This window comes from Corynebacterium massiliense DSM 45435 (genome assembly GCF_028609805.1).
GTDB classification, from domain to species: Bacteria; Actinomycetota; Actinomycetes; order Mycobacteriales; family Mycobacteriaceae; genus Corynebacterium; species Corynebacterium massiliense.
This window is the reverse complement of sequence record NZ_CP063189.1, coordinates 1,270,290-1,295,985: the sequence shown is the minus strand read 5'-3', so window position 1 is coordinate 1,295,985 and position 25,696 is coordinate 1,270,290. Positions and strand designations below refer to the sequence as shown.

Genomic DNA, 25,696 nt, shown 5'->3' with positions numbered 1-25,696 from the left:
TGGAGTGGTGGGGATTTCCGGGGATGAGAGATGGATTGGGTCATGTGCTTTACCTGTCAATCGAGACGGTCCGAAGCGTTCGGGCTCTGGCTCGATCGGCGTGGCTGATAAATTCCATGCACCGCCAACTCGCGCTCGTCCTGGATGCTGTGTACCCAGGTCTTTAGCCCTTTTCTTCGGCTGCACGTCTCATGCTAGACAGGCGAACCCACTTCGCGATAAAGAATTATCGCATTGATGGCACGATTATTATCACACCACCAAAACTTGTGTTTTCTACGCTTTGGTGTTTAACTCGTCACCATTACGGGATGTTTGTTATATAACGCACAGTCTATTTCTTTCATCGCAGGGTGAAGGCATAAAAGTATCCCCGTCCTGTGACAGCGGTGGACGGGGAGCGGGAAGAGTGGCGGAGAAGCTCAGGCTTCCACTAGCACCGTAAAGGGGCCCTCGTTGACAGAGCTGACCTTCATCATTGCGCCGAATCGGCCGGTTTCTACCGCGATGCCCCGGGAACGAAGGTCATCGATAATGCCCTGGATGAGCGGCTCGGCCACGTCGCCCGGTGCCGCATCCGACCAAGACGGGCGGCGGCCTTTGGCGGTCCGCCCGTAGAGGGTGAACTGGCTGACCACCAGCACGGGTGCCGCGGCCTCAGAGACGCTGCGTTCGCCGTCCAGGATGCGCAGTTCCGCGATCTTGCGCGCCATCTTGGCCACTTTTTCGGCGGTATCCTTCTCCGACGCTGCAGGAGCGACATCCTCGCGGGACACGCCGACAAGAGCGAGGATGCCGCCAGTCTCCGGTGCGGACAATGAACCAACGACCTCGTCGTCGACCGTGACGCTGGCGGAAGAAACGCGGGTCAGGGCAGCTTTCATGGCAAAAATCCTCTCGGTTACAACAGATCGGTGGGGATAAGGAAGCCGTGGCGGATGAGGTCAACTGCAGCAGAAACGGCCGAATCGACGAGCTCCTCCGCGTCGAGCCCCTGGGCGAAGGCATAGAGCTCGGCGGTCTCACCCAGCCCGAGACCCTGCGGGTTTAAGCCCGCGAGCAGGCTGGCCAAGTGCTTGTCGATGTCGTGGGACCACCGTGGCCCGTCCGTGCGGGTAAGACGCCACACCGCGGGAGCAAACCCCTGGCGAGACTCCGCATCTGGCAGGGACACCTGCTCGAGGGCCGCGCTCGGGCGAACTAAAAACTGGCAGTCGCTCAGGTCGTTGCGGTCTTTCCCGCGGAGCCATTCGGCGCGGGCGAAGTACTCTTCGACCTCTGGGCCCAAAGAACCGTGGAAAGGCTGCTCCATTTCTTCGGCGAGGATATCGGACGGCTCGTCGTCCCCGATGCGCTGAATGGCGATGAACCCGAAGCCGATTCCGGTCACGTCGTTGTCTGCGAAGTACTGCAACCAGCGCGCGGTCCTTTCCTGCCCGGCCGCCGAGCGCGGATCGAGGGACTCGTCCTCGAGCCAGGTCGCGACGTAATGGGCGGGATCTGCGACATCGCGTTGCATAACCCAGGCAGTCACCCCGGTGGAAGGCAACCACGACGCGACGCGCTGGCGCCAGGATCCGCCTTCGGCAGTGTGTACCCACGCGCCCAGCAGATGGGCCGTGCCGTGTGGGGCGAGGTAGTCGACGACCTCGGAGGCCACCTTTTGGGTCGCCCCGTCTAACGCGAGCCCGGAGTCACGGTAAATGTGATCGACTTCCGGCGGGCCCACGACGAACGGCGGGTTCGCCGTCACCCGGTCGAAGGTGCGGCCCGACACCGGCTCAAACCACGGTCCGGTGAGCAACTCCACCTGCGGCCCAGGAGTGTCATCTGTGGCCCCGTCAGCTGTGGTCGCGCCAGCCACGGTCGCGCCGGCCACGGTCGCGCCAGCCACGGTCGCACGGGCGAAGTCCAGAGCTCGCGGGTGAATGTCGGTGCCGGTCACACTTGCCGCGGAACCGAGCTGCCCCAGCAACTGCACGCCGGATCCGGTGCCGAGGTCCAACAAGGACTCCACCGGGGTAGTAGGGGTCGACCGCAGAAGGGACAAGCTTGCTGCCCCAACGCCCAAGACGTGGTCGCGGCCGGGGACATGATCCACCAAGGAAGCGTCGACGTCGGAAAAGACCCAGCGGTACCGGCCGTCAATCGTGTGCGGGCGAATGTCTATGACGACGCGGACGGCGCCGGTATCCGTGGTGGTAGCCACGCGGGCATCGATAAGCACCTGCGTGAGCGACGTACCCACGGTGCGTTCGAAACAGGAACGCGGCACGGCATCGTGAAGCAAAAACGCGCGGATAAGGACGTCGATGTCTGCGGTGCCTAAAGCGTGGCGCACCGCTGCGGGCACCCCGCGGTAGAGCGCGTTCGTGGCGGCCGGCCCCAGGTGGCCGGCAAGGCCCGCGGCCGTCAACCCCTGGCGTTGGAAAAGCTCTATCAGCGCCGGCGCGCACTCGGAGACGGGGTGCTCCGGGTTCAGCGGCTGGCCGAACCCGTACTCGTTGGGGGAGGAGGTGGGCTCCATGGTGATTGCTACCTTCCTTATCTACGCGTCGCCGTGCGAAGTAGTGCTACCGCGCGGAGGGCCTTCGTGCGGAGGATCGTCGCGGTGATCGATGGTCGGAGGAGCGGAGTTTAGCTGGCCGCGCGCCGGGGAGGCGGAACTGGTCCCGAGGGAATGCGTGTCCATCTGGGCACGCTGGGCCTGGGCCCGGGCCTCACGCACCATCGCGGGCTTATAAACGTTGCGCTCGCGCTTGTCCTTTTTCTCCCGCGTTTCGTTGGCGATGACCACCGCGATCCACGGGAGGGGGATGGTTACCGCGCACACGATGGCCGCAAGAACCCACGCGTGGTGCGTGTACATCAGGTAGAACGCGGCGAGTAGTGCCGGGATGCGGAGAAATTGCAGGACGGAGTAGGTGATTTCCCGGCGGCGCCGGTTGTCGCCGGGAGCGGTCTCCGCGTCTGTGATGAGCTCCGCCGCCCCCCGCCTGCCGCGGAGGAACCGCGGGCGGGACGAGGCCCGTCGACGGGAGGCCGCATTGCCCATTTCTGGGGTGGCGCGAGTAGCGTCTGCGCGTCCGTCCTCGGTGCTATCGGCGTTCATGCGTTCCCACGATAGACCGTGACTCGCCAATCCAGACAGGGATACGGCAAGATAGTCCGCGTGAGTACTTCGACGCAGACTATCGAACGGCCGGACGTCCGGGAAGACACGTCCACCACCGATAACGACACCCCCAAGTACTTCCACTACGTGAAAAAGGACCAGATTGTGGAGTCCGCCGTGAGCGGGAAAATGGTCGTTGCGCTGTGTGGGGAGACCTTCCCGGTGACCAAACAGGCAAAGCCGGGATCGCCGGTGTGCCCGGACTGCGAGCGGATCTTTAAGGGTCTGCGTCGCAAGTGAGTCAGCGGACGTATAACACCAGCGGCCAGCTGCGTGCGTGGCAGCGCTCTGCACTGGATAAATTTCTCGCCCGAAAGCCGCGCGACTTCATGGCGGTGGCGACCCCGGGCGCGGGTAAGACCACGTTTGCCCTCCGCGTCGCCACCGAGCTTTTGACCGATCGCACGGTGGAGCGGGTCATCGTCGTCGTACCCACGGAGCACCTGAAGAACCAGTGGGCGGCCGCCGCTGCCCGCGTGGGGGTCTCCCTCGACCCAGAGTTCACCAATGCCTCTGCGGTCAACCCCGCCTACGACGGCATCGTGGTGACCTACGCCCAGGTGGGCATGCACCCGTTCAAGCACCGCGCGGTGGCCTCCAGCCGGCGGACCCTGGTCATCCTGGACGAGATCCACCACGCCGGTGACGCCAAGAGCTGGGGCGATGGCGTTAAAGAGGCCTACGACGATGTCAACCACCGCTTGGCGCTCACGGGCACGCCATTCCGTTCCGACGATTCGCCAATTCCCTTCGTGCGCTACACCGAAGACGGCGACGGTCACTTGGTGTCCCAGTCGGATCACGCCTATAACTACGGCGACGCGCTTGCCGATGGCGTCGTGCGCCCCGTGGTCTTCCTGGCGTACTCGGGGGAGGCGCGCTGGCGCACATCCGCCGGCGAGGAGTTTTCCGCCCGCCTGGGCGAGGCGCTCACCGCCGAGCAGACAGCCCGGGCGTGGAAGACGGCGCTTGACCCCAAGGGCGAGTGGATCGCCGCGGTGCTGCAGGCAGCCCACACGCGCCTCAAGCAAATCCGTCGCAACATGCCGGATGCCGGCGGGCTCGTCATCGCCACCGACACCAAGACCGCGCGTGCTTACGCGAAGATCCTGGAAAAGCTCTCGTCCACCCCGGTGTCCGTGATCTTGTCCGACGAGCCCGGCTCCTCGGAGCGCATCGAGGAGTTTTCCGCCTCCACCGACGAGTGGATGGTTGCGGTCCGCATGGTCTCGGAGGGCGTCGACGTCCCGCGGCTCGCGGTGGGTGTGTACGCCACCTCGGCGTCCACGCCGCTGTTTTTCGCCCAGGCGATCGGGCGTTTCGTCCGCTCGCGCATGCCGGGGGAGACGGCGTCGGTCTTCTTGCCCTCGGTGCCCACCCTGCTGGGGTTGGCGGAAAACATGGAAAAGTCCCGCGACCACGTGTTGGGCAAGCCCGACCGGGAAAGCGACGGCTGGGACGAAGAATCCGTGCGCCAGGCCAACAAGGAAGAAACCGAGCCCGACGACATCAAGCCGTACGAGTCGATCGGCGCCGACGCGGAGTTCTCCTCGCTCATCTACGACGGCTCCTCGTTCAACACCGCGGCCTTCGACAGCACCGATGAGGAAGCGGACTTCCTTGGCATCCCGGGACTGTTGGATGCTGACCAGGTGAAAGATCTGCTGCGCAAAAAGCAGTCGGAAGAAATGGACGCCCGCGAGGCTGCCGAGCGCGCCGAACGGGCCGAAAAGGCCGCGGCTAAAGAACGGGAGAAGCTGCACGGCCCAGAGGCTGGACGCCGCGCCGGGAGTGGAGCAAGTATCGGAAACGGTGCGGGTTCGGGAGCCGGCGCTGCGGGGGAAGCTGACGATAGCGTGGCCAGCCAACAGATCCCGGAATTGCGCAGCCAACTCAACAAGATTGTCTCCATCACCGCGCAGCGCACCGGCCGCCCGCACGGGGCTATCCACACGGAGGCGCGCAAGGCGTGCGGTGGGCCGCCCACGGCTTTGTGTAGCGCGGATCAACTACGTGACCGCATTAAGTACCTGCGAGCTTGGTAAGAGTCTTCACGTACAGTGTGGTAGAACGCTCACGCATTCAGCAGTTCACCGAACCGTGCTGAAAACTCTAGGAACGAAAGGTTGGGTTGTAGGTTTATGACTACGCCGCGTGACCCGCAGGGAAGCGATCTGCCGACGTACGGACACGACGAGGCCGCGCCCGGTGCACACGAAGCGAATCCGTACTCTTCTCCGGCGTCTGAGCCGGCTGCTGGCCAGGATTCCGCTGCGGCCGGTGGGCACTACGTAGACCACGTCAACGGCCCGGCTGCCGGAGAGCCGCCGTACGTGGGGACCGCGCAGGAACCGAGCAAGCTGGCGCTCTGGACGCTTATTCTCGGCGCCGTGTCCCTGGTCGGATTGGTCGTGCCGCTCGTGCAGCTTATCGCGTGGATCCTTGCCCCCGTAGCCATCATCATGGGCATCGTGGCGTTGGTGAAAAACCGCAAGCGCCCGAGCGAGACACGCCGCACCTGGATGTCCATCCTGGGCATCGTCCTCGGCGTCGTGTCCTTGGGTCTACTTGTTTTTGGCGCATTGGCGTTGATCGCGCTTTCCCAGGATCCTGAGGTTCAGCAGTGCATGAACCAAGACGGGCAGGAAGCAATCAAGCAGTGCCTGCAGGACGTGAAGGGCAAGTAGTAACCTTCTAGCGCACGCGCGCTGGGTTTAATAGTTTAAAGCCCCGCTGGAGCGGCCGTTGTAGGTCGGCTGTCCAGCGGGGCTTTTCGCGCTCGTGGGGGCGAGGCTAGTCCAAGTAGTCGCGCAGCACCTGCGAGCGCGACGGGTGGCGCAGCTTCGACATGGTCTTGGACTCGATCTGGCGGATGCGCTCCCGAGTCACGCCGTAGACCTGGCCGATTTCGTCTAAAGTGCGCGGCATACCGTCGGTCAGTCCGAAGCGGAGGCGCACCACGCCGGCCTCGCGCTCGGACAGGGTGGTCAGCACGTCCTGGAGCTGGTCCTGCAGCAAGGTGAAGGACACGGCATCGACGGCCACGACGGCCTCCGAGTCCTCGATAAAGTCACCGAGCTGGCTATCGCCCTCGTCACCAATGGTCTGATCCAGCGAAATCGGCTCGCGCGCGTACTGCTGGATTTCCATGACCTTTTCCTCGGTCACGTCCATTTCCTTTGCCAGCTCCAGCGGGGTGGGCTCGCGACCCAAGTCCTGCAGGAGTTCGCGCTGGATGCGGCCCAGCTTGTTGATGACCTCCACCATGTGGACTGGGATACGGATGGTGCGGGCCTGATCAGCCATCGCGCGCGTGATCGCCTGGCGGATCCACCACGTGGCGTAGGTGGAGAACTTGTAGCCCTTGGTGTAGTCGAACTTCTCCACTGCGCGGATAAGACCGAGGTTGCCTTCCTGGATGAGATCGAGGAAGGCCATGCCGCGGCCGGTGTAGCGCTTAGCCAGTGACACGACCAGTCGCAGGTTCGCCTCGAGGAGGTGGTTCTTCGCCTTGCGGCCATCGCGAGCGATGGAACGCAGGTCGCGCTTGACGGCAGGGGAGAACTTGGCGTCCTTGTCACCGCCGTCGAGAGCCTTCTTCATCTCATCCAGGCGGTGCTGCGCGTACAGGCCGGCCTCGATGCGCTTGGCCAACGACACCTCCTGCTCAGCGTTGAGCAGCGCGACCTTGCCGATCTGCTTGAGGTAGGCGCGCACCGAGTCGGCAGAAGCGGTCAGCTGCGCGTCCTTGCGAGCCTGACGCAGCGCAGCGGACTCCTCCTCGTCCCAGATGGACGAGCCTTCTTCCTCTTCTTCCTCGTCGGCATCGTCGTCCGCGGAGGCCTCTTCCTCCTCGAGCTCGGCGTCGAGATCATCGGCGTCTGGATCGTCGTCTTCCAGACGACCATCCAGATCGTCGATATCCGCCTCGGAGTCCTCGGAGCCTTCCTGGTCCTCGTCCTGCAGCTCCTCTTCGGAGGTTGCCGGAGCGGTGTCCTTTTTCGCCGCCGACTTGCGGGTCGTCTTCTTTGCCGACTTCTTCGTCGTCTTCTTAGTTGACTTCCGCGCGCTCTTCTTGGCGGTCTTCTTGGTCGACTTCTTCGCCGAGGATTTCCTCGTCGACTTGCGGGCCGACTTCTTCGCAGTCTTTTTCGCGGACTTCTTTTCCGCAGGAGCAGACTCCTTAGCGCCCTCGTCGAGTGACTTGTCTGAAGATTCAGATTCAGTGGCTGCCACGTACGCCCTTTCGCCTCGCAACTACGGATGGACAATCGCTGCCGGTCGATGGTTACGGCCGGCAACGCACAATCGAGCGCCCAGTATAGAGGATCAGCACCCGGCCCCGTGCCATTGGGGCGCGGTGTTCCTTAGCACATTTTTACCTCGCGCAAAAGGGGGTTTACGAATGCGCGGTGTCGGTGGCCGCCAGTGCGGCGCCTACGATGCCCGCCTGGTTGCGCAAACGCGCGGCTGCAACTGGAACATTGACGTCGAGGTAGCCTTCCCACTCGGCAAAGTCCGCGGAGATGCCACCGCCCAGGATGAACAGGTCGGGGCTAAACAGCTTGGCGTATTCGGCCAGCACCCGGTTGAGCTGGTGCACCCATTGCTCGTACGACCACCCCTTCTCGTTCTTCCACCGGGCGGCGGCGAGGTGCTCGGCTTCAGAGTCATCGACAAGCAAGTGCCCGAGCTCGCTGTTGGGGAAGAGGGCGCCATCGACAAGCATGGCGGACCCAATCCCCGTTCCCAGGGTGAGGAAGATGACGGCTCCGGACCGGGCTCGTTCATCGCCGAACGCTACCTCGGCTAGGCCCGCGGCATCCGCGTCGTTGAGTACGGTCACCGCCGCAGCCTCGGGAACGGCCTCGGTGAACAGCTCGCGCGCGTTGACCCCCACCCACGACGGGTCAATATTGGCGGCGGAACCCACGATGTCGCCGGAGACAACCGCGGGGAGGGTCACGCCAAGCTCGCCCCGCCAGTCCAGCGCGCGTGCTGTCTCGGCCACCGCGGCAGCGATGTCCGCCGGCCGGGTGGACGCAGGTGTGCGGGTAGTCAGCGATCCGTCGACGACTTGCCCGGTGTCCGTGTCTACTAAGCCCGCCTTGATGGCGGAACCGCCGACATCGATACCGAGGGCCACGGCGGGCTGTTCGGCAGCACCCGGCTCGGCGGCACCCGGCTCGGCGCCGGCCTGCGGTGAGTCGGGCGCACTGTCGCAGTGGCGGTCAGGGCAGGGCTCGGGGCGGCGGGAAGAGCGAAGGGATGCCGAGTTCATGGCGGACATCTTAGGCGTGTCACCGCCCCGGGTTCGCGAAGGGGTTACCCCCGGTGACCTGAATTTTTCGGTCAGTGTGACAGAGCGGGATTTCTCCTTTAGTATGCGCGACCATAAACCGCACGAACTACCTAGCGAGCAGTCAAAAGGAGCTCATTATGGCGACTGATTACGACGCACCGCGCCGCAGCGCGGAAGAAGAAGTAGAGACCGATTCCCTCGAGGGCCTCAAGGCCGCGGAAACCGAGAGCAACGGTATGGACGAAGACGGCGAGATCGTCGAGGCCTTCCAGCCGCCGCAGGTCGATCTCTCCGGTGAGGAATTAAACGTGGAGGTCGTGCCGCGCCAGAAGAACGAGTTTACGTGCGCCTCCTGCTTCCTCGTGCAATCCAACAAGCGCTTCTCCCACGAGGAAGACGGCCAGCCCATCTGCCTCGACTGCGCGTAGCGGCGCGCCTATAGCCGACGATCTGCCGGTTTTAGCCGATGCATTTTAGTTCTGCGGGCGGATACCGCGGGTGGCGGCCTCGGCCTGTTCGGGGACGAACCGCTCCAGTAGACGCCGGGGGTGGCTGGTGCACACCAGCCAGTACGGAGTGGGGTCTTCCGGATCATCGAGCACGAGCATGACGTGTTCGTCGATCCACCCGTGAGTTACCACGAACGCCGCCGGGTCGAGCTGGGGGCCGAGCGCATTGCGCTTCGCCGACTTGGGTACGGCAAGCGAGCGTGCCATTACATCGTTAGGAAGCTGCGCGCCCTTGACCTCCAGCCAGCGTGAGCCGTCCGGATCCTCGGTGACTTTCACAGTGGTCGACGACCACGCGATGAGTGACCACGCGACGATCACGGCCAGGACAACCAACGTGGCGGTGAACCAGATGGTCGGCCGGTTAAGCCCCACCGTGGCCGCCGTGATGCCCGCGACCGCAAACCCCAGGACCCAGAAGTACCACGGGACCCACTGGCGCTCGCGGTAAATGACGCGGGAAGCGGCTACTTCCTGGCTCGGGGCGCCCGGTTCGGGTTTCTCGGCCTGCGGTGCAGAGTGTTGTTGCCCAGCCACGAGGAGACCTCCATCTTGCTCGGTGTAGTGGAACTAGATCCTAACCGAGTACACGCCGATCGCCCGAAGCGGCCGTCTGAGACCTCCAGGGCGGGATCCAGGCTGGGCAGGAGAGCCGCGCGCAACCGGCCACCGGGCTGAAGTCTCCTACACCGCGCGGTAAGGTAACCCTGTGAATCGAGCAGACTACGACGACGAACGCGCATTAGAGATCTCGGTCCGCCGGCTTAGCCCAGATGCCGTGCTTCCCACGCGGGCTCATGCCACCGATGCCGGCGCTGACCTGTACTCCGTGGAAAAGGTGCACCTCGCCCCCGGTGAGCGTGCATTGGTAGGCACGGGCATCGCCTTGGCCCTGCCTGCTGGCACCGTCGGACTCATCCACCCACGGTCCGGGCTCGCCGCCAAGCAGGGGCTGTCCATCGTCAACACCCCGGGCACCATTGACGCGGATTACCGCGGCGAACTCAAGGTATGCCTGGTGAATCTGGATCCCACCACCCCAGTAGATATCGAACCGGGGATGCGCATCGCTCAACTTTTGGTGCAACGCGTGGAGTTGGCCAGCTTTACCGAGGTGGAATCCCTCGATGACACCGAACGCGGCGCAGGCGGCTACGGCTCCACCGGGGTCTAAAACCTGGCGGAGGCGCGCTGAGGTGCGAACATCACCGCGGATGTACGCCCCGCCCCGCGCCGATACAGTGGCCGAAAAGACGGCACATCTTTAGCGGAAACCAAGCTGGAAGCAGATTAGAGGAGCGATAGATGGGTATCTGGCCTTTTGGCAAGAACAAAAAAGACAACGCCGATACGGAAGACTCGCAACAAAACGCCGGGGAGCCGACGGCTGCTGAGCCCGATTCGGCATCGGCGGCCAGCGACAACGCAGCGGCCACGGGCAACGCGGCGGCTCCGGCGGCCGACGTGTCCGATACGACTGCGGACGCGGTAGCAGCGCACGACGAGACCGATGCGACGGCACCGCAGGTGGTCAGCAAGCCGCACGACAGCGTGGACGGTGCCGCGGGACCGTTCGACGGCGACAGCGTGGACATCGACTCCTTCGACTTTTCCGACTTTTCCGTCGGCGTGCTCGATCTGAGCTCGATGAAAATCAACCTGCCCGAAGACTCCCAGGTGCAGGTGGAAATGGGCGAGCAGGGGCCGAAGATGCTCCACATCGTCACGCGGTTTGGTCGCATCACCCCGGTCGCCTTCGCTGCACCGCGTTCGCAAAGCCAGTGGTCCGAGGCCGGCCAGGAGCTCATCGAAGGCATGAGCAACGATGGCCTCACCACCCGCTTGGAAGACGGCCCGTGGGGCAGCGAAGTTGTCGGCGAAAACGACAACGGCCAGATTCGCATCATCGGCATCGATGGTCCGCGTTGGATGCTGCGCTTTACGATGGCCGCCCCCAAAGGCCGCGAGGACAAGCTCGCGCAGCTGGCTCGAGAGGTGGCTGCCCGCACCTTCGTCTACCGCGGCAACGACCCCGTGCTGGCCGGCAACGCTCTCCAGGTCGTCATGCCGCCGCAACTGGTCTCGCAGCTGCAGGACGCCATGCGTCAGCGCAAGGAGCAGGCCAAGAACCCCCAGCCGGCGAACACTGCTGAGGCCGGAAAGCCGCGCACAGAAGCGGAAGAAGAAGCCCGCCAGCACCTGCGCGACCTCGGCGGGTCCGACAGCACCAGCGCGAACGGCGAGGCCGAGACAGGCAAGGAGAACTAGGTGGCAGAAACAGGTGGGCAGAAATTGCCGACCGGGCAGGATGAACCGACCCTGCTGGAACAAATGGGCGGGGTATCCGGATTGGTATCCGCCACGCTGCCGGTCCTCGTCTTGGTTCCCGTTAACAGCTGGAAAGGCCTGGGATCCGCGCTCATCGCTGCGCTCGTCGTAGCGGTGGCGATCCTCGTGTGGCGCATTGCCCGCAAGGAGAACCTGCAACCGGCCATTTCCGCGTTTATCGGCGTAGCTATCTGCGCCGGCATCGCGTGGGCAACCGGGGACGCCAAAGGCTACTTCCTCTACGGCATTTGGATGTCCCTCGTCTTCGGTGTCGCCGCGGTGCTTTCCATCCTGGTGCGCTGGCCGCTCGTCGGCGTGGTGTGGAAAGGCGTCAACGGCGACGGAATGCAGTGGCGGCAGGTTACGGGGGCGCGCCGGGCCTATGCGGTGGCCACTGCGTGCTGGGCCGTGATGTTTTTCGCCCGCTTCTTTGTCCAGCACGCCCTGTACAACCAGGCCGGGACTGCGGATTTGGGCATCGCCCGAATTCTTATGGGCTGGCCGCTGACGGCTGTTGCCGTGATTGTCACCATCTGGATGGCCAAGCGCGCTCAAGCGGCCGTTGATGCCCGCGGTGAGGAGGACAGCGTCGCTCGCTCCCGCACCAACTACTCGATACGAGAAGAAAAGAGGATGGGATAAGTGAACAACCCGTCGCAGAATACTTCCGGAGCCGTGAGCGAAGGTGACCGTCTCGAGCTCACTATTGATCGCATGGCCCACGGCGGTGAGGGCATTGCCACCGCACCGGATGGGCGCGTGGTTTTCGTTGCCGGCGCCTTCCCGGGCGATACCGTCTTGGCCGCGGTAGAAAAGGCCAAAAAGAAGTTCCTCCGCGCCCAAGCCGTCGAGGTTCGCGAGGCAGGGCAGTACCGCGTTGCCAGCGCGTGCCCGGCAGCCGACCGCGGTGCGGGGTGTTGCGATTTCGCCGCGGTCGATCCGGCCCGCGAAGCGGAATTGAAGAAGGATGTGTTGCTCGACCAGCTGCGCCGCGTGGCCCACGTGGACGTCCTGCCCGAGGTGGACACGGTTAACCTCGCGCCGGCGCGCGGGTGGCGCACCCGCGTGCGCTTGGGCGTGGATGCGGAAGGGCGTGCTGGCACCCGCGTGCGCGGTTCCCACGAGCTGGTCACCGACGTGGCATGCACCCAGCTGGTGCCGGGGCTTGTCGATGGGCTGGTTGGCCCCGACGCGCGGCGTTTTACCCCCGGTGCGGAGGTCATCGCCGTCATGGATAGCGAGGGCGAGCGCCATGTGGTGGAGTCTAAGAAGCAGGGGCGCGGCAAACGCGTGGAAACCATCCGCAGCGTCATCGAGGGCTCCGCGGACGTGGTGGAACAGGTGCACGGGTTGACCTACACCTTCCCCGCAACGGCTTTTTGGCAGGCTCACGTCGCAGCCCCCGAGGCGTATTCCACGCTGGTGGAAAAGCTGCTCACCGAACCGACTAGCACGGGCAGCGCGGACATGTCTCGGCCCACCGCCTCCCAACAGGTGGGGTGGGATCTTTACGGCGGCGTCGGTCTTTTCGTCCCCGCCATCGCCCACGCGTTGGGGACCGACAACCAGCCGGGCAAGGTCGTGTCGGTGGATTATTCTCGCGCCGCGACCAAACGGCGCCAGTCGGACCTCCGGCAGTTCGACGTCGAGGTCATCAACAAGCGCGTGGAGGAAGCCTGCGAACAGCTGGAATCTCCCTCCGCGGTCGTTCTCGATCCGCCCCGCGTGGGCGCCGGTCAAAAGGTGGTGGCATCCGTCGCCCAGGCGGAGCCGAACCGCGTGGTGCACATCGGCTGCGATCCCGCGACGTTTAGCCGCGACGTGCAGTACTGGGCGGAGCACAACTTCCACATCGAGCGGCTCACGCTCGTCAATGCCTTCCCCGGCACGCACCACTTCGAGGTGCTCGCGCTGCTCACCCCGCGCCCGCATTAATACCGCCGTGCACGCCGCGGGGACGGTGAGCTACCAACCCGGTGACCCTACCGAGTAATGTAGATGTGACACTTTCCAGTCCGCGGGGATGGGGAGCCGTCGCGTCCTTTCCCGCCTGACTAGGAAGAATTTTCTGTCCGCGAAGCGTAAGAAAAGAGGGCGCTGCCGAATGGGACTGCTAGATTCTGTCCACTCTCCCCGTGACGTAAAGGCGCTCAGCAAGAAGCAGCTGGCACAACTGGCGGACGAGATCCGCCAGCGACTCATCGACAAAGTGTCCGTCACCGGCGGCCACTTGGGCCCGAACCTCGGCGTCGTGGAGCTCACCATTGCCCTGCACCGGGTGTTCCGATCCCCCGAGGATGCGATCGTCTTCGACACCTCCCACCAGTCGTACGTGCACAAGATGCTGACGGGGCGCGCCGGCGACTTCGACAGTCTGCGGCAAAAGGGCGGACTGTCGGGCTATACGTCTCGCGAGGAATCCGAGCACGACTGGACGGAGTCCTCCCATGCGTCTGCTGCAATCTCCGTCATTGACGGCATGTCCAAGGCTTTCACCATTCAGGGGCACACTGACCGCAACGCCGTGGCCATTGTCGGCGACGGCGCGATGACCGGCGGGATGTGCTGGGAGGCCCTCAACAACATCGCGGCGGACAAGGACCGCAACGCGGTCATCGTGGTCAATGACAACGGCCGTAGCTACGCGCCGACGATCGGCGGCATCGCGGATAACCTGGGCCGCATTCGCGCGCAGCACGGCTACGACGAGCTGATGGCGCAGGGGAAAAAGACCCTGAAGTCCATGGGCTGGGTGGGCAACCGCGCCTTCGACGCGCTCCACGCAATGAAGGAGGGCGTGAAGTCTTCTGTCATGCCCACCGAGCTGTTCCCCGAGCTGGGGATGAAATACATCGGCCCCATCAACGGCCATGACTTGGACGCGTTGGTCTACGCGTTCAATTACGCCCGCGAATACTCCGGCCCGATCTTCGTGCACGTGGTCACCGAGAAGGGGCACGGCTTCGCCCCGGCGGTCAACGAGCCGAAGGATCAGATGCACTCCACCGGAGCCATCGATCCGGTCACCGGCGTGCCTAAGGGCAAGAGCCAGCCCGGCTGGACCGCGGCATTTTCGGAAGAGGTCATCGCGGCGGCGGAACAGCGCGACGACATTGTGGCCATCACGGCAGCGATGGCGGGGCCGACGGGGCTCGCGCCGTTTGCGGAGAAGTTCCCCGAGCGTTTTTTCGATGTCGGCATCGCCGAGCAGCACGCGCTGGCCTCGGCCGCGGGGCTGGCCTTGCAGGGTATGCACCCGGTGGTGGCCATTTACTCGACGTTCCTGAACCGCGGTTTCGACCAGCTGGTGATGGACGTCGCCCTCACGGGCCAGCCGGTGACCATCGTGCTGGACCGCGCCGGCGTCACGGGCTCTGACGGCGCAAGCCACAACGGCGTGTGGGACATGGCCATCACGTCGCTCGTTCCTGGCGTCCGGGTGGCTGCCCCGCGTGACGGCGCGCGCCTGCGGGAACTGTTCCGCGAGGCCATCGAGGTTGAAGACGGGCCCACTGTCGTGCGCTTCCCCAAGGGGAACCTGCTGCCCGATATGGAGGCGGTGGCAGAGCTGGGCGATGGCGTCGACGTCCTGCATTACAGCGACGTCAGCGCCGACGAGGAGGGCGTCGGCTCGGACGTCCTCATCGTGTCCATCGGCGTGATGTCCGCACGGTCCCTTGAGGCCGCCCGCACTCTCGAGGCGGAGGGCTATAACGTCACCGTCGTGGATCCGCGCTGGGTCGCCCCAGTGCCGCAGTCACTGATTGCCTTGGCCGACGACCACGATGTGGTCGTCACCGTCGAAGACGGAATCGTTCGCGGCGGGATTGGGTCGATGATCGAAGAGGCGCTGTCGGCCGCAGAGGTAGACACCCCGCTGCGACGCCTCGGCTTCCCCCGCGTGTTCCCGAAGCACGCCTCCCGCGGCGAGCTGCTTGCCGATGTCGGACTCTCCCCAGAGGGCATCGCTAATTCGGTGCGCGAGTGGGCGGATAACCTGCGCACCGGCGACGCTACCGAGTAGACGTTCCCGCGTCCCCAAACAACCGGCGGGCGATGACGGGTGTGACCAGCTCGATCTGCCAGGGCCGCGCACCCTCCGCCGCGAGGACGTCGGGGATCCCGTCGACCTGCCGGACGGTTCCGCCGATGGAGGGACTTGCGGAGCCCGCGCCATGCGGTGGCGTGCCCACCACCGCCCAGACAGCTGCGCGCAGGGCCGCAGGCCGGATGACGGTATCTTTGGCGATGTCCAGCTCGCGGGCTAGTTCCTCCACGTCCGCCCGGACGTCCTGATACGCCAGCCACTCGTCGGGGTGGTCTTTCGCCCACGTCGTCTTCGAAGGAACGCGGGCGGCGGCGCGTTGCGGACGCGGCCACTCGTCGCGCGGTAGGGCGCGCGCTTCGCGGATGACCTGGAACCACGCCGCCGCGGCGCCGGGGCGGCGTCGCGGAAACCCCTTGATGCCCTCCAGCTCCCGGCGGGTGGCGGGCAGGCGCCGCGCGATATCAATGAGCACCTTATTGGGAAGTACCTTCCCGGGGGCGCGGTCACAGCCGCGGCTGTACTTGTCGCGCGCGGTCCACAGTGCGCGGGCCACCGCGAGTTGTTCCGCTCGCCGGAGGGTCTTGATGCCTTTCGTGTCTCGCCAGGACGGGGTCTGCAGGCCGGTGGAGTCGGCGTGCGCGCGCGCGATGGCTGCGAATTCCTGCTGGGCCCAGTCGTACTTATCACGCTCGGCGAGGATGTCGCGCAGGATCTCGGCGAGCTCGATGAGAAGCTCCACGTCCAAGGCGGCGTAGGCCAGCCATTCGCGGGGGAGAGGGCGGGTGGACCAGTCCGCGTCCCCGTAACCTTTTTCCAGCTGCACACCGAGGAGCTCTTCCACCATCGCGCCGAGATTCGGATGGCTGAAACCGGCCATGCGAGCCGCGAGCTCGGTATCGAATAACCGGCCGGGGTAGAGGCCGACCCCGGCCAGTGACGGGAGATCGGAAGGGGCGGCGTGGAGTACCCAATCTGCGCCGTTGACCACTGGACCGATGAGGTTGCGGACGTCGTCACGGCGCCCTTCGGGGTCGATGAGCACAGTGCCCGAGCCTGCGCGCCGCAATTGCAGGAGAAAAGCGCGGTCGTCGTAGCGGTAAGCGGACGCGCGCTCGGTGTCGATGGCTATGGGCCCGTGGCCGGCCGCAAGAGTGCGGGCCGCGGTGTGAAGGCCGTCGCGGGTATCGAAGACGGCGGGGATGCCGTCCAAAGGTTCAGTGCGCAGCTCGGTCATGCCCTAAACCGTAGCCGCCGCACAAGTTCGCGTCCGCGTGGGCTGCACAGTCCAAGTATGGCCCGGAGATTCTACCTGGACCCGAGTTCGGTGACGCCCTCCGGGGGCAGGCCCGCGACGTGGGCGACCACAGCCGCAAAAGCTTCCACGTGAGGAGCTAAGTCGATGCCGTCGGCAGTCCAGGAGGCCCGCATTTCCAGCTGGTGGTTGCGCGGCGGGCCGCCGATCTCGCCGTAGCGCACCGAGGCGGTGGACGTAACCGTGCCGCCCAAGTTGGTGTGCGTGGCGGACGTGGCGGCGAGCTCCTCGGTGAGCCACTCCCACGCGACATCGGGAAGCAGTGGATCGCTCGCCACGGAATCGTCCATATCGGCCTGGATGTAGGCCACCAGGCGCATTGCGCCGTCCCAGGATTCTTCCGCCCGTGGATCATGCAAAAGGATGAGCCGGCCGAAGGCGTCGCCTTCGGTATCGGTGGGCACGATGTCGCCGGGATCGTTGTCTCCGACCTCGATGCCAATGGCGTGGGAATAGGGGGCGAGGCGCTGCGGGGGGCGGATTGTGCCGAGCGTTAACTCGTCACGCAAGCGCGCGGAGTGCATCGACTCGACGGCCTGCGTGAACTCCGCGGGCGTAGGGGCCTCCTGCGCGGCGTCGTCGGCCTGGTCGGACACCTGCGAATTGATCTCGGAAATGCTCACGCGCTTCAAGCTATAAGTTCCGTCGCCCCGTGCGGGGGAGGCACGCCGGGGTGCGTACAATCAGTGCTCGGTGCGGTATCCAACTAATGGTTGATAGCGGGCTAGGGTTGGTGCCGCAAAGTGTGTGTAGCAAACGATGTGATGCAAAGGAGCGTGGTTCGCCGTGGCGAAACTCGACTTTGAAAAGCTCAACAAGATGCAGCGGTACTCCCAGCACGCAGTCTTTAAGGTGGTTCCCGGGGCTCTGGGGGCCGAGCGGGGCGAGATCGTGGAAGAAACACGCCGCTTCTTCGCCGGCTTGGAAGAAGCCGGGAAGGTTGTCGTCCGCGGCATCTACGATTTGTCCGGTATGCGTGATTCCGCCGATTTCATGATTTGGTGGCACGCCGAACAGTTTGAGGATCTGCAGCGCGCCTTCGCGGACTTCCGCCGCGAGACCGCGCTCGGCCAGGCCAGTGAAGTCACGTGGGTAGGAAACGCCCTCCACCGCCCGGCGGAGTTCAATAAATCCCACCTGCCGTCGTTCATCATGGGGGAGGAACCGGGTGAATGGATTTCGGTGTACCCGTTCGTGCGCTCCTACGACTGGTACGTCATGGACGAAAAGAAGCGCCGCCGCATCCTGGCCGAGCACGGGATGGCCGCGCACGACTACGCGGACGTGCGCGCCAACACGGTGCCGGCATTCGCGCTGGGTGACTACGAGTGGATCCTCGCCTTTGAGGCGCCGAGTCTCGATCGCATCGTCGACTTGATGTACGTCATGCGCTACACCGAGGCACGCATGCACGTGCGTGAAGAGATCCCGTTCCACACGGGCCGGCGCGTCAAGGACGTGGAAGAACTCATCCAGATCCTGCCTTAGGCGTTCGCATCTCCCGCCGGCTTTTCCTCCAGCTTTAACGCGATGGAGTTAATGCAGTAGCGCAGGTCGGTGGGAGTGTCGTAGCCCTCGCCGGCGAAGACGTGCCCCAAGTGCGAGCCGCAGCGCGCGCACAGCACCTCGGTGCGCACCATGCCGAGCGAGCGATCCTCCCGCTCGATGACGGTGTCGAGGTCTTTCGGGGAGTAAAACGACGGCCAGCCGCACGAGCTGGCGAATTTTTCCTGCGAGCGGAATAGCTCCGCCCCGCAGGCCTTGCAGTGGTACACGCCTTCCGTGGTGGTGTTGGTGTATTCGCCAACATGCGGTGGTTCGGTGCCTGCCTCCCGCAGCACGTGGTACTCGTCGGCGGTGAGCCGGTCCTTCCACTCGGAATCGGCGATGAGGTTGAAGTCGTATCCGTTGGTGTCTTTATCAGTCATGCTCGCGATTCTACGGCCGGCTTCTGCGATCTCTCAGCGGCGAACCAGCCCAGCGCGGCACCGCTTATCGCGCACAGCAAGAGTGCCCAGCCGACGGTCCCTATGAACGTGCCGGCCCAGCGGCCCCACAGGGGAGCCAGCGACGTCGCCCACCCAGCAGGGAACAGGCACAGTGCCGTGCCTATCAACGCGCCAGTAGAAACCATGACCGTCCGGGGCAGGAAAGCCGTGAAAAGAAGCGGGAAGAGCCATTGCGAGTAGTACTGCTGGCCCAGCGAGGACAAAAACATCACCGTCAGTAAGATGAGGCTTGCCGATGTCAGTGCCCACGACACCACGTCCGTGTGGCGGCGCCGCAGCAAGAAGACGAACCCGACGACTGCCAGGAGCGCGAACACCGCCCATAGGCTTGCCGTCAGCCAGTTGGGCCAGCCGAAATAGGCCGCCACACCCGGAAGGGACGAGTTGGCAAAGTCACGCGTTTGGGACAAATACGGCAGGAGTTTGCCAGTGAAATTGTCCGGATCCGTCACCAGCGGCCACGCAACGGCGTTGAGGGCCACCGGGATACCCACCGCGGGGAGAACAGGCCGCCAGTGCAACAAGCAGATAGGAAGAACGACGAGCGGGGCGAACTGCGGCTTGACGGTAATAGCCAGCCCTAGGACCGCTCCGGCGACCCACCCCAGCCACGGCCGGGACGCCGCTGCATGAGCCCGATCATTGTGAGCGCGAACCAGAGCCCACAAAAAGACCGTGAGGGCCAAAAGCAACACGCCGTTGATATTGCCGAACGAGACGGTGTTGGTCACCGCCTCGGTGGCCAGAGCGAGCGCGATCGCTACGGGAAAGACCGGGCCGGACAGGCGACGCCCTGTGAGCCGGCACAGGAGCGCGAGTGCAAGGCACACCGCGCCGATATTCGCCGCTACGAACAACAAGCGCGCAAGGCCTGCATGCCCAATCGCGCCGAGCGGGGACAGCAACAGCGTTGCGCCGGGGTTATACAGGTAGTGCGGCACGACCAGGGAATAGTCCTGGTCGTAGATCGGCTCGCCCGCGAGGAAAGCGCGCAGAGAACGGTACACGGGAGAAAAGTCATCCGTGGTGCGATGCGCAGGAAAAGCCACCACAACTAAGCGGTGGATGATGAGCAGGATGGCTATCGGCCACGCGGCCTTGACCCAGCGGCTAGCGGTACGACGGGAGCCCGTATGACGAACGCCGCTGGGGAGCGGCGAGTCGCTGGGGCGCGGGGAATCGCTCGCCTGCGCGGAGCCACAAGCGGGCTCCGCCCCGACAGCTGGCGAAGGAGCAGTCCAAACCGTATCTAAAAAACCTGCTTTCACGGCCGTTTACCTTAATTCAACGGCGGCGCACGTAGTGCAGGAACACGACCGAATCCGGGCATGGGTGCACGCCGGTTAGGTCGAATGCTTCGTTGGGCACTGCGCTCGCGGAGGCGCCACCGGAGCGTGCATCCGAATTGGCATCGGGGTCTTTCACCAACGGGGTGGGCACCGCCGCAGTCACGGTGGGATCCATCGTGAGGTAGAACTCATCGACCAGCCCTGCGGCCACAAACTGCGAATACAAACTGGGCCCGCCTTCCAGGCTAAGCTTTCGCATCCCGCGGGACTGCAGGGCATTGACGATGCCCGCCGGTCCCGGCTCGGCGGTAAGGACGACGGCCCCGGCATCGCCAAGCGCCTGCGCCTTGTCCCGCAACTTGGGCTCGCTCACATCCGCGCCGGGGCAAACAACCAACGTGGGGGTCGTCGCATCGCTGATGGCCGGGCAGTCAGGGCTGATGTCCAGGCTGCGCGTCACAATTGCCAGCGCTGGCGGATTGGGGCGGGTGTCGGTGGGCTCGACCGGGCCGTAGCCTTCCTGCGTCACGGTCGCGGCGGTGACGACGACAGCGTCCGACCATGCCCGCACGGCGAGCAGGAGCTCGGAATCCACATCGTTTCCCAGCGAACCCGACGTGCCGTCGACCGTTGCAGATCCGGTTGCTGTCATCGCGGCGATCATGCGCACCCAGGGGGTATCGGTGGTGCTTTCATGTGCCGCCAGGTCTGGTCCGAGAAGATCCTGGGCGGTAGGCCAAGTGTCGAAGGGGGAGTCAGTCATAGGCGCCCAGGGTAGAGAAAACGCGAAACTCCCCGCCGCGCAGGGGTTCGCCCACAGTGCTTGTGCGAACCCCTGCGCGGCGGGGAGCCGGCAAATAAAAGTGGTGGTCCCAGCTGGGATCGAACCAGCGACCTTTCCGGTGTGAACGGAACGCTCTTCCACTGAGCCATGGGACCGTAACGGAGAATTAACCTAGCATGTCCCGAGCGGCATCGACGAATCGGCGGGTCAGCGGCCGTTTTCGGCGACTGTGAAGAGTGGGACGGTGGGTGCCGGGTAGCCGAGATGTCACGGCTGTAATTCCGTAGGTGTTTTACCGCATTGCCTCAGCGTCAGGAATGCCGGTTGAGCGGGGGATTTGGTGTCTTATGGCATGACGGGATAATGTTTCTACTCGCACCGCGACAAGCGATGAAGCAGCACATGCTTCCGCGTAGCGCAGTGCGATGCGGATGTAGCGCAGTTGGTAGCGCATCACCTTGCCAAGGTGAGGGTCGCGAGTTCGAGTCTCGTCATCCGCTCGGTGTTTCCCTTTATGTGGAAAACACTTTTGGGCGCGATTAGCTCAGTGGGAGAGCGCTTCCCTGACACGGAAGAGGTCACTGGTTCAATCCCAGTATCGCGCACAGAGTTCTTGGGTTCCTCAAGGGCTCATGCCCGACACAGTAGTGGTTGGGCGATGCGGATGTAGCGCAGTTGGTAGCGCATCACCTTGCCAAGGTGAGGGTCGCGAGTTCGAGTCTCGTCATCCGCTCTGGTACTTTGTGCCTGAGGCGGTATCGCCACGGTGGAATGGCCGAGTGGTGAGGCAACGGTCTGCAAAACCGTGCACACGGGTTCGATTCCCGTTTCCACCTCAAAACTAGAGTCGACGAGTCGACTTAGGCGCGATTAGCTCAGTGGGAGAGCGCTTCCCTGACACGGAAGAGGTCACTGGTTCAATCCCAGTATCGCGCACGAGGTTCTCATTTTGAGGACTGAGGCCTAGATGTTAAACATATAGGCAGTGCGGATGTAGCGCAGTTGGTAGCGCATCACCTTGCCAAGGTGAGGGTCGCGAGTTCGAGTCTCGTCATCCGCTCCACTTACCCGTCGTGCGAATCGCACGGCGGGTTTCTTCGTGTCTGCACCTGAAAGTCCTATATGGTGTCGCTGTACGGCCGTTAAGAAGCGGCATGATGCAACCGTAGGGAGAAATACGTGCACGTCTTTACCGCTCGGCGTAAGTGGGCGCCGCTTATCTGTGTTCTCGCGAGCGCGCCAGGCGCGCTTTTCGCGCAGTCAGCGGCCGCCGCGACCCCAGAAGTAGGAGACGTCGATTCCGTGCCTGATCGCACCAGCATTTCCTTCCACAACTCCGCCACCGGCTTCCACGCGGGCACTGCCAATGAGCACGAGTCCCGGCCAGGCTTGTCCATCGTCAAGCTTTACATCGCGGACTACGTCCTGGCCCATGGCAACGAGGAGGAAAAACTCAAGGCGCTGCACATGCTCCGCGTTTCGGACGATGGGATCGCAGACGAGCTGTATGCGGCACACCCGGAATCCATTACCGCGACCGCACAGGCCTACGGCCTCGCCGATACGCACGATGACGGCAACTACTGGGGGACTGCCGCGACCTCAACGTACGACGCCGCCCGGTTTCTAGAGGAGCGGAAGAACGCGCACGGCGTCGGGGATCCCCTTCTGCAGGCGTTGGCCACCGCCGCGCCGGTGGCCGCGGATGGCTACGGGCAAGATTTCGGTACGTCCGAGCTGCCCGGCGTTATCGGTACGAAGTGGGGCTGGTCCAACGACCACAGCCTGCATGCCAGCGCGTCCTTCGGCCAAGATTTCACGGTTGCCGCCCACACCAATGGCGGGAAGGAGCAGCTGACTGACGATGTTCGGGCAGCTTTTAACGGGGGCGCGGACGATGGCGCGACCGGACAGATCGACGGGATTGACGGCATCGAGGGGCTGGCGGATGCCCTCCGCGGCTCGCTGTAGTTAGCCACATCACGCGATTACTGCGTCGGTGCCGGGAACTATATATTCATCCTTTGCGACTAGTAACCCGAAGCCCGCAGTTAACGTAATTTCCACCTATCGTTCACTTTTCGTAGACGAAGGGGCGTTCGGCGCGGGATACTTGCAATGTCTCGAATTTCTCGATCTGTCTCGAAAGGGAGCAACAGATGGCTTTAACTCGGAACCGTTTCCGGCGCTCAGTAGCCGCCACCGCCTGCGCTTTTCTCGGCGCTCTGGGCACGGCAAGCGTGGCCGCCCCGCTGGCCAGCGCGCACGACGTGGTCGTGGGCGGCAGCGTCGAGGAGGGTAAGACCTACGACGAGTTCCCGGACACCATCACTCTCGAGTTTTCCGCCATCCCGCGCGATGGCTTCAACACTTTCGCGGTCCAGGACAAGGGCAGCGGCGAGACGCTTTTCGATGCCGAGCCGACTATCGATGGCCGCAACCTGACCATCGATACCCCGGATGACGTCCACCCAGGCGACGGTGAATACCAGGTCGGCTACCAGATCACCTCCTCTGACGGCCACGCCACCCGCGGCGGCGTGTCATTCGCGGTGGAAGGCTCCGGCGAAGGTGATACGGCCGATGGTTCTGCCACGGCTGATAGGAGCGCCGGCGAAAACAGTGCGGCGGATGCCAACGAGGACGCGGATGCCGCGGAGTCCACGAACTCCGCCCTGCCGTGGATCGTGGGCGTCGGCGCGATCCTGGCCGCCGGCGCCGTCGTCGTGCTGCTTCTGGGTAAGCAGCGGGCGGCTCGCGACGTGCACTCGGAGCGCCCGGAGCGTCCGGCGCACCCAGAAGACCGCGCATAAGCCCGGAAAAATTTACCCACCCTCATCTGAACACAGAAGAAGACTGCACTTTCATGACTCGTTCATCCCGTTTCTTCCCGAAGACCTCCTTGCACCGCCGCGTTGTCGCCGGTGGCCTCACCGGTGTCCTGCTGTGCGCGGGGCTGACCGCCTGCACGCCGCCTAACGAAAACGCGTCAGACGACAAGGTCGATACCGCCTCTGAGGTGGCAACTGATGGTTCCGTGTCTTTTGATAACGCCGTGGTTCGTGCCACGGAAGGAGACGACGACATGGCGTCCATCTTCGGCACGCTGGTGAATCACTCGGACAAAGACGTGGAGGTGACTGGCTTTTCCTCCTCGGCGGATGCCCAGATGAACCAGATTCACGAGGTCGTCGACGGCACCATGCGCGAAATGGATGAACCGCTGGTCGTTCCCGCCCACGGGGAGACCACCCTGGAGCCGGGTGGGACCCACTTCATGCTCATGGAGCTCGGGCATGCGCTGGAACCGGGGGAGGACGTCGATGTCACCCTTGAGACCTCCGCTGGTGAGGTAAAGCTTGACCCCATCCCGGTGCGCACGATGGGCGCAGGTGCCGAAGGCTACGACGACCTCGAGGACAGCGGTCAACCCGGCCACTCGGACCACTCGGAGCACTCGGATCATGCGGATCACGCGGGACGCGAGGGCGACACCGCGGAGTCCGGGTCCGGACACGCCCACAGCCACCACTAGGTGCGGGAGGACAACGCGGCTATGACTGACTTTTCGCGGCGCGGGTTTCTCACCGGTGTGGCGGGCGCGTCCGCCGCTGGCTGGGCAGCGGGATTGACGTCGCCACAGCGCGCGGGGGCGTCAATGGTGGCATCGCCAAGCTCCAGCGACGCCAAAGGAAATGACGGGGCCGATGCCGGCCAGGACGCCGGCCGTCAGGAGTCGGACACGTCCGCCCCGCTTGCGGACCAGATAGAACCTTTCGACGGCGAGCACCAGGCCGGCGTTTCCACCCCGGTCCAATCCTCGCTGAACCTCGTTGCCTTCGACCTCAACGACGACGTCAGCCCCCGGCAGTTCGTCAACCTCATGCGCCTGTGGACGACCGATGCGCGGGCGTTGTGCACGGGCGAAAGCCCGCGCGGCAGCCTAGAGCCGGAGCTTGCCGATGCCCCGGCGAACCTCACCATTTCCTGCGGTTTCGGTGAACCGCTGTTTGCCAAACTCGGCCTGGAAAAAGAAAAGCCGGACTGGCTGCGGGACATCAAGCACTTCGACCGCGATAAGTTGGACCCGCAGTGGGGGCAGACGGACCTCGTGCTGCAGATCTGTTGCGACGACAAGCTGACCGCTGCTCACGCGCTGCGCCACATGGTGCGTTCGGGCAGCCGCTATGCGCACGTGGTGTGGCTTCAGCAGGGGTTCCAGAACACGCCCGGTCTGCGGGCGGAAAAACAGACGCCCCGCAACCTGTTTGGGCAAAAGGACGGCACGGTCAATCCGCGCACCTCCGAAGATTTTGCGCAGCAGGTGTGGATTGATGACGGCCCGCAGTGGCAACGCGGGGGAACCGCGCTGGTGGCGCGCCGCATCCGCATGAACATGGAGACCTGGGAGGAGGCCGACCGCCCTACGCGCGAAACCGCCATCGGGCGAGATCTTCCCGAGGGCGCGCCGCTCAGCGGTGGCGACGAGTTCACCCCGGTCGACTTTGACAAACGCGACAAATACGGGCTCCCGGCAGTAGACCGCAACAGCCACATTGCCCGGGCGCAGCCGCCCAAGGATCATCCAGAGCAGCGCATCCTGCGCCGCGCGTACAACTATGACTTGCCGCCGGATCCGCACACGCCGGATCAGTTGTCCAATTCCGGGCTCATCTTTTTGGCGTATCAGAAAGACCCCACCAAGCAGTTCGAACCTATCCAGTCGCGTCTGGACGAGGCGGACTTCCTCAACGAGTGGATCACCCATATCGGCTCGGCGGTCTACGTGCTGCCACCCGGTACGCAGGCCGCGAAGGACGGCGGGAAACGGGACACCTTCTGGGCTGAATCGTTGATCGGGGCGCTAAGATGACGGGCGGTAAAAAGTAACCCGCGGGTGCGGCCAGGTATGCCGCAGCCGCACGAGCGCAAAGGAGCGC

Annotated in this window: 25 protein-coding genes and 7 tRNA genes; 20 read left to right on the top strand and 12 right to left on the bottom strand. The window is 64.3% G+C overall.

All coding sequences use genetic code 11. From position 1 onward, the window contains the following. Positions 1–422 precede the first annotated feature (422 nt). The 3 genes from dtd to CMASS_RS06125 are packed head-to-tail and all read right to left on the bottom strand — an operon-like array spanning position 423 to position 3,112. Entirely contained in the window at positions 423–884 is a 462-nt protein-coding gene (gene dtd, locus CMASS_RS06135) for a D-aminoacyl-tRNA deacylase (RefSeq protein WP_022862131.1), read from the bottom strand. 17 nt (positions 885–901) lie between these two features. Continuing rightward, positions 902–2,527 carry a DUF7782 domain-containing protein gene (locus CMASS_RS06130; protein ID WP_022862130.1) on the bottom strand — a complete coding sequence of 542 codons (1,626 nt, stop codon included), beginning with the start codon at positions 2,525–2,527 and terminating at the stop codon, positions 902–904. A gap of 21 nt (positions 2,528–2,548) precedes the next feature. Further along, on the bottom strand, positions 2,549–3,112 hold the full coding sequence (locus tag CMASS_RS06125; protein WP_022862129.1) for a DUF3099 domain-containing protein: 564 nt from the start codon (positions 3,110–3,112) through the stop codon (positions 2,549–2,551). A gap of 60 nt (positions 3,113–3,172) precedes the next feature. Between CMASS_RS06125 and CMASS_RS06120 the strand changes: the two genes are divergently transcribed. From CMASS_RS06120 to CMASS_RS06110, 3 genes are all read left to right on the top strand, one after another. Further along, positions 3,173–3,415: a DUF3039 domain-containing protein gene (locus tag CMASS_RS06120; protein WP_022862128.1), complete on the top strand. Its 243-nt coding sequence runs from the start codon at positions 3,173–3,175 to the stop codon at positions 3,413–3,415. Continuing rightward, complete coding sequence (locus CMASS_RS06115) at positions 3,412–5,220, top strand: DEAD/DEAH box helicase (RefSeq protein WP_022862127.1); 1,809 nt, start codon at positions 3,412–3,414, stop codon at positions 5,218–5,220. Before CMASS_RS06120 ends, CMASS_RS06115 begins: the two co-directional genes overlap by 4 nt. Before the next feature lie 96 nt (positions 5,221–5,316). After that, the gene (locus tag CMASS_RS06110) at positions 5,317–5,862 is read left to right on the top strand and encodes a DUF4190 domain-containing protein (RefSeq protein ID WP_022862126.1); all 546 of its coding nucleotides are present in this window, start codon (positions 5,317–5,319) and stop codon (positions 5,860–5,862) included. A gap of 106 nt (positions 5,863–5,968) precedes the next feature. On the opposite strand, the gene CMASS_RS06105 is transcribed toward CMASS_RS06110, so the two are convergent. Both CMASS_RS06105 and ppgK read right to left on the bottom strand, forming a co-directional pair. Next, a complete protein-coding gene (locus CMASS_RS06105; protein WP_022862125.1) occupies positions 5,969–7,411 on the bottom strand; it encodes an RNA polymerase sigma factor in 1,443 nt (480 codons plus the stop codon). 163 nt (positions 7,412–7,574) lie between these two features. Beyond that, positions 7,575–8,456, bottom strand: coding sequence for a polyphosphate--glucose phosphotransferase (gene ppgK, locus CMASS_RS06100; protein ID WP_022862124.1), 882 nt, complete (start codon positions 8,454–8,456; stop codon positions 7,575–7,577). A gap of 158 nt (positions 8,457–8,614) precedes the next feature. Between ppgK and CMASS_RS06095 the strand changes: the two genes are divergently transcribed. Next, positions 8,615–8,905 carry a DUF4193 domain-containing protein gene (locus tag CMASS_RS06095; RefSeq protein WP_022862123.1) on the top strand — a complete coding sequence of 97 codons (291 nt, stop codon included), beginning with the start codon at positions 8,615–8,617 and terminating at the stop codon, positions 8,903–8,905. Between the two features lie 45 nt (positions 8,906–8,950). On the opposite strand, the gene CMASS_RS06090 is transcribed toward CMASS_RS06095, so the two are convergent. Beyond that, on the bottom strand, positions 8,951–9,523 hold the full coding sequence (locus CMASS_RS06090; RefSeq protein WP_022862122.1) for a DUF3093 domain-containing protein: 573 nt from the start codon (positions 9,521–9,523) through the stop codon (positions 8,951–8,953). Positions 9,524–9,695: 172 nt separating this feature from the next. On the opposite strand from CMASS_RS06090, the gene dut reads away from it, so the two are divergent. The 5 genes from dut to dxs all read left to right on the top strand — a co-directional run bounded on the left by dut (position 9,696) and on the right by dxs (position 15,338). Beyond that, a complete protein-coding gene (gene dut / locus CMASS_RS06085) occupies positions 9,696–10,160 on the top strand; it encodes a dUTP diphosphatase (RefSeq protein WP_022862121.1) in 465 nt (154 codons plus the stop codon). 131 nt (positions 10,161–10,291) lie between these two features. Beyond that, positions 10,292–11,254, top strand: coding sequence for a DUF3710 domain-containing protein (locus CMASS_RS06080; RefSeq protein ID WP_022862120.1), 963 nt, complete (start codon positions 10,292–10,294; stop codon positions 11,252–11,254). Positions 11,255–11,317: 63 nt separating this feature from the next. Next, positions 11,318–11,956, top strand: coding sequence for a DUF3159 domain-containing protein (locus CMASS_RS06075; protein WP_156831758.1), 639 nt, complete (start codon positions 11,318–11,320; stop codon positions 11,954–11,956). Continuing rightward, positions 11,957–13,249, top strand: coding sequence for a class I SAM-dependent RNA methyltransferase (locus tag CMASS_RS06070; protein ID WP_022862118.1), 1,293 nt, complete (start codon positions 11,957–11,959; stop codon positions 13,247–13,249). It abuts the gene before it with no gap. Positions 13,250–13,418: 169 nt separating this feature from the next. Next, a complete protein-coding gene (gene dxs / locus CMASS_RS06065) occupies positions 13,419–15,338 on the top strand; it encodes a 1-deoxy-D-xylulose-5-phosphate synthase (RefSeq protein ID WP_022862117.1) in 1,920 nt (639 codons plus the stop codon). On the opposite strand, the gene CMASS_RS06060 is transcribed toward dxs, so the two are convergent. Continuing rightward, positions 15,328–16,596, bottom strand: a complete 1,269-nt coding sequence (locus CMASS_RS06060; protein WP_022862116.1) for an HRDC domain-containing protein — start codon at positions 16,594–16,596, stop codon at positions 15,328–15,330. The genes dxs and CMASS_RS06060 overlap by 11 nt on opposite strands. A 71-nt stretch (positions 16,597–16,667) precedes the next feature. Then, on the bottom strand, positions 16,668–17,291 hold the full coding sequence (locus CMASS_RS06055) for a DUF3000 domain-containing protein (RefSeq protein ID WP_051126791.1): 624 nt from the start codon (positions 17,289–17,291) through the stop codon (positions 16,668–16,670). Positions 17,292–17,460: 169 nt separating this feature from the next. On the opposite strand from CMASS_RS06055, the gene hemQ reads away from it, so the two are divergent. Further along, on the top strand, positions 17,461–18,162 hold the full coding sequence (hemQ, locus tag CMASS_RS06050; protein ID WP_022862114.1) for a hydrogen peroxide-dependent heme synthase: 702 nt from the start codon (positions 17,461–17,463) through the stop codon (positions 18,160–18,162). On the opposite strand, the gene msrB is transcribed toward hemQ, so the two are convergent. From msrB to CMASS_RS06030, 4 genes are all read right to left on the bottom strand, one after another. Next, complete coding sequence (gene msrB, locus CMASS_RS06045) at positions 18,159–18,602, bottom strand: peptide-methionine (R)-S-oxide reductase MsrB (protein WP_022862113.1); 444 nt, start codon at positions 18,600–18,602, stop codon at positions 18,159–18,161. The two genes, hemQ and msrB, sit on opposite strands and share 4 nt — an antisense overlap. After that, positions 18,599–19,690, bottom strand: a complete 1,092-nt coding sequence (locus CMASS_RS06040) for a glycosyltransferase family 87 protein (RefSeq protein ID WP_240482733.1) — start codon at positions 19,688–19,690, stop codon at positions 18,599–18,601. Before CMASS_RS06040 ends, msrB begins: the two co-directional genes overlap by 4 nt. 277 nt (positions 19,691–19,967) lie before the next feature. Next, complete coding sequence (locus CMASS_RS06035) at positions 19,968–20,735, bottom strand: dihydrofolate reductase family protein (RefSeq protein ID WP_022862111.1); 768 nt, start codon at positions 20,733–20,735, stop codon at positions 19,968–19,970. A gap of 101 nt (positions 20,736–20,836) precedes the next feature. Next, positions 20,837–20,911: transfer RNA gene (locus CMASS_RS06030), tRNA-Val, on the bottom strand. A 272-nt stretch (positions 20,912–21,183) separates the two neighbouring features. Between CMASS_RS06030 and CMASS_RS06025 the strand changes: the two genes are divergently transcribed. From CMASS_RS06025 to CMASS_RS05980, 10 genes are all read left to right on the top strand, one after another. After that, positions 21,184–21,256, top strand: a tRNA-Gly gene (locus tag CMASS_RS06025). Between the two features lie 33 nt (positions 21,257–21,289). Continuing rightward, positions 21,290–21,361 (top strand) — tRNA-Val (locus CMASS_RS06020). Between the two features lie 55 nt (positions 21,362–21,416). Further along, positions 21,417–21,489 (top strand) — tRNA-Gly (locus CMASS_RS06015). A 32-nt stretch (positions 21,490–21,521) separates the two neighbouring features. After that, positions 21,522–21,592, top strand: a tRNA-Cys gene (locus tag CMASS_RS06010). 28 nt (positions 21,593–21,620) lie between these two features. After that, positions 21,621–21,692, top strand: a tRNA-Val gene (locus tag CMASS_RS06005). A 51-nt stretch (positions 21,693–21,743) separates the two neighbouring features. Further along, positions 21,744–21,819: transfer RNA gene (locus tag CMASS_RS06000), tRNA-Gly, on the top strand. Between the two features lie 239 nt (positions 21,820–22,058). Continuing rightward, a complete protein-coding gene (locus tag CMASS_RS05995; protein WP_051126772.1) occupies positions 22,059–22,727 on the top strand; it encodes a hypothetical protein in 669 nt (222 codons plus the stop codon). Between the two features lie 188 nt (positions 22,728–22,915). Beyond that, entirely contained in the window at positions 22,916–23,569 is a 654-nt protein-coding gene (locus CMASS_RS05990; protein ID WP_022862109.1) for a copper resistance CopC family protein, read from the top strand. A gap of 53 nt (positions 23,570–23,622) precedes the next feature. After that, positions 23,623–24,291 (top strand): copper chaperone PCu(A)C, encoded by a 669-nt coding sequence (locus CMASS_RS05985; RefSeq protein ID WP_022862108.1) that lies wholly within the window; start codon positions 23,623–23,625, stop codon positions 24,289–24,291. 21 nt (positions 24,292–24,312) lie between these two features. Then, entirely contained in the window at positions 24,313–25,629 is a 1,317-nt protein-coding gene (locus CMASS_RS05980; protein ID WP_027018467.1) for a Dyp-type peroxidase, read from the top strand. Positions 25,630–25,696 lie beyond the last annotated feature (67 nt).

Excerpts from the sequence above, each read along its gene's own strand:
- CMASS_RS06095 (WP_022862123.1), top strand. The coding sequence starts at position 8,615 with ATGGCGACTGATTACGACGCACCGCGCCGCAGCGCGGAAGAAGAAGTA.
- CMASS_RS05990 (WP_022862109.1), top strand. The coding sequence starts at position 22,916 with ATGGCTTTAACTCGGAACCGTTTCCGGCGCTCAGTAGCCGCCACCGCC.
- msrB (WP_022862113.1), bottom strand. The coding sequence starts at position 18,602 with ATGACTGATAAAGACACCAACGGATACGACTTCAACCTCATCGCCGAT.
- CMASS_RS06110 (WP_022862126.1), top strand. The coding sequence starts at position 5,317 with ATGACTACGCCGCGTGACCCGCAGGGAAGCGATCTGCCGACGTACGGA.
- CMASS_RS06075 (WP_156831758.1), top strand. The coding sequence starts at position 11,318 with ATGGGCGGGGTATCCGGATTGGTATCCGCCACGCTGCCGGTCCTCGTC.
- dxs (WP_022862117.1), top strand. The coding sequence starts at position 13,419 with ATGGGACTGCTAGATTCTGTCCACTCTCCCCGTGACGTAAAGGCGCTC.
- CMASS_RS05980 (WP_027018467.1), top strand. The coding sequence starts at position 24,313 with ATGACTGACTTTTCGCGGCGCGGGTTTCTCACCGGTGTGGCGGGCGCG.
- CMASS_RS06125 (WP_022862129.1), bottom strand. The coding sequence starts at position 3,112 with ATGAACGCCGATAGCACCGAGGACGGACGCGCAGACGCTACTCGCGCC.
- CMASS_RS06035 (WP_022862111.1), bottom strand. The coding sequence starts at position 20,735 with ATGACTGACTCCCCCTTCGACACTTGGCCTACCGCCCAGGATCTTCTC.
- ppgK (WP_022862124.1), bottom strand. The coding sequence starts at position 8,456 with ATGAACTCGGCATCCCTTCGCTCTTCCCGCCGCCCCGAGCCCTGCCCT.
- CMASS_RS06080 (WP_022862120.1), top strand. The coding sequence starts at position 10,292 with ATGGGTATCTGGCCTTTTGGCAAGAACAAAAAAGACAACGCCGATACG.
- dtd (WP_022862131.1), bottom strand. The coding sequence starts at position 884 with ATGAAAGCTGCCCTGACCCGCGTTTCTTCCGCCAGCGTCACGGTCGAC.
- CMASS_RS06130 (WP_022862130.1), bottom strand. The coding sequence starts at position 2,527 with ATGGAGCCCACCTCCTCCCCCAACGAGTACGGGTTCGGCCAGCCGCTG.
- CMASS_RS06060 (WP_022862116.1), bottom strand. The coding sequence starts at position 16,596 with ATGACCGAGCTGCGCACTGAACCTTTGGACGGCATCCCCGCCGTCTTC.
- CMASS_RS05985 (WP_022862108.1), top strand. The coding sequence starts at position 23,623 with ATGACTCGTTCATCCCGTTTCTTCCCGAAGACCTCCTTGCACCGCCGC.